Origin of the sequence: Actinomadura sp. GC306 (genome assembly GCF_004348665.1) — a bacterium.
Lineage (GTDB): Bacteria > Actinomycetota > Actinomycetes > Streptosporangiales > Streptosporangiaceae > Spirillospora.
The window spans coordinates 1-1,796 of record NZ_SMKM01000504.1 but is presented as its reverse complement, the minus strand read 5'-3'; the positions used below and the strand labels follow the sequence as shown (position 1 = coordinate 1,796).

The window sequence follows — 1,796 nt, the reverse complement described above, 5'->3', positions numbered from 1 at the left end:
CGCCCTCCCCACCGGCGAGGACTACGACCGCTACGTGTGGCTCGCCGCCCTCATCCGCGACGCCGGATACCGCCCCGGCTACCTCCGCGACACCCACCCGTTCGCCGTCGAGGACCCCCTCGTCAACGCCGTCTACCTCGCCTCCGCCCACGCCCTCGCGGAGATCTCCAAGATCGTCGGCGCCGACCCCGTCCCGCACCGCGAACACGCCCAGCGCATCCACCGGGCCCTCCTCGACCGGCTCTGGGACGCCGAGACCGGCTGCTTCCGCGCACGCGACCTGCGCGACGACCGGCTGCTGCCCGTCGTCACCGTCGGCGCGTTCGGCCCCCTCCTCGACCCCGAACTGCCGGCCCCGATCGTCCGCAACCTCGTCGACCTGCTGCTGTCCGCCCGGTTCGCCGGCGCCGCCGGATACCCCGTCCCCACCTGCGACATCCAGGCCCCCGCCTTCGACCGCGGCGGCTACTGGCGCGGCCCCACCTGGATCAGCACCAACTGGCTCATCTGGTACGGCGCCCTCGCCCACGGCTTCCCCGTCGTCGCCGACCTGCTCTACGGCGCCACCCTGCGGCTCGTCCGCCAATCCGGCTTCCGCGAGTTCTTCGACCCCTTCGACGGCACCGGCCGCGGCAGCCACGACTACGCCTGGTCCGCCGCCCTCGTCCTCGACCTCCTCGGCGCCCGCCGCGCCCCCCAGGCCGCCTGATCGCCTACCGTGGGGACATGCGCCTACGCCGGGGAACCCTGCCGTCCGCGGTCCGCGACGCCCTCGCACTCGAACGGGGCGAACGCGTCCTCGCCGCCGCCCCCACCCGCGGCGGCTCCCACGTCACCGCCACCACCACGGCGCTGCACCTCCCCACCACCACCGGCGGGTACACCCGCATCCCCTGGGAACGCGTCGACCACGCCACATGGAAGGACGGATGGCTCCACGTCCAGGAGACATCCGCCGGTCCCGCACACGACATCGGGCTCACCGACCCCGGCTCCGTCCCCGAAACCGTCCGGGAACGCGTCACCGCGACCATCGCCGTCAGCCACCAGGCCGTCCTACCCGGCGGCGCCAAGGTCCGCATCGCCGGCCGGCGCCCCGCCGCCGGCGGCGACATCCGCTGGACCTTCGTCTTCGAGGCCGGGACGGACCCTGCCGACCCGGGCCTGCGGGCCCAGGCCGAACAGGTCCTCGAAGAGCTGCGCCGCCAGACCGGCCTCTAACCGGGGTAGACCTGCGGCGGCTGCTCCTCCTGGTGCTCCTCCGTCTTGCGGCGGCCCGGCACCTGCTGCGGCACCCGCTCCCGCATCTGCCCGGCCTTGCCCGCCAGATCCTCGCCCTTCGCGCGGATCTTGCCGGCCGCCTCCTGCACGTTCGGGTTCTCCGACACCTGCTGGGACAGCCTCTTGATCTGCTCGTACCGCTCCTGCCCGGCCTTCGTCCCGAGGACGTAGCCGATCGCGGCACCTGCCATGAACATCATGCGAGTCTTCACGTGCAACTCCTGCCGACGGCGATTTTTCGTGTGACCCCCTATACCCGCCATCGCCGCGCCCATCCATAACGCGTGCACGGACAGCCCCGCACATGCGCTAACCTAGAGCCGCCGACGGGGCCAGGCAGCCCCGCACGCACGAACGATCCCGCGTAGCTCAATTGGCAGAGCAGCCGGCTGTTAACCGGCAGGTTACTGGTTCGAGTCCAGTCGCGGGAGCTTCGCTTTCCCTGCTCGCCGAGCTTTGCTCGGCTTCGAGTTTTCGCTCCCTTCCTTCTTCCGGGGGACGATCCCCCGGAGCCC

2 protein-coding genes, 1 tRNA gene and 1 pseudogene are annotated in these 1,796 nt (G+C 72.1%); 3 read left to right on the top strand and 1 reads right to left on the bottom strand.

Annotated features, from left to right (window positions below; all coding sequences use genetic code 11):
• Positions 1 to 709: pseudogene (locus E1200_RS35335) on the top strand (hypothetical protein); the annotation flags it as partial.
• Positions 710 to 726: 17 nt separating this feature from the next.
• Complete coding sequence (locus E1200_RS33065) at positions 727 to 1,221, top strand: hypothetical protein (protein ID WP_131956573.1); 495 nt, start codon at positions 727 to 729, stop codon at positions 1,219 to 1,221.
• On the opposite strand, the gene E1200_RS33060 is transcribed toward E1200_RS33065, so the two are convergent.
• Positions 1,218 to 1,493, bottom strand: a complete 276-nt coding sequence (locus tag E1200_RS33060) for a YtxH domain-containing protein (protein ID WP_131956571.1) — start codon at positions 1,491 to 1,493, stop codon at positions 1,218 to 1,220. The two genes, E1200_RS33065 and E1200_RS33060, sit on opposite strands and share 4 nt — an antisense overlap.
• A 146-nt stretch (positions 1,494 to 1,639) precedes the next feature.
• Between E1200_RS33060 and E1200_RS33055 the strand changes: the two genes are divergently transcribed.
• Positions 1,640 to 1,712: transfer RNA gene (locus tag E1200_RS33055), tRNA-Asn, on the top strand.
• Positions 1,713 to 1,796 lie beyond the last annotated feature (84 nt).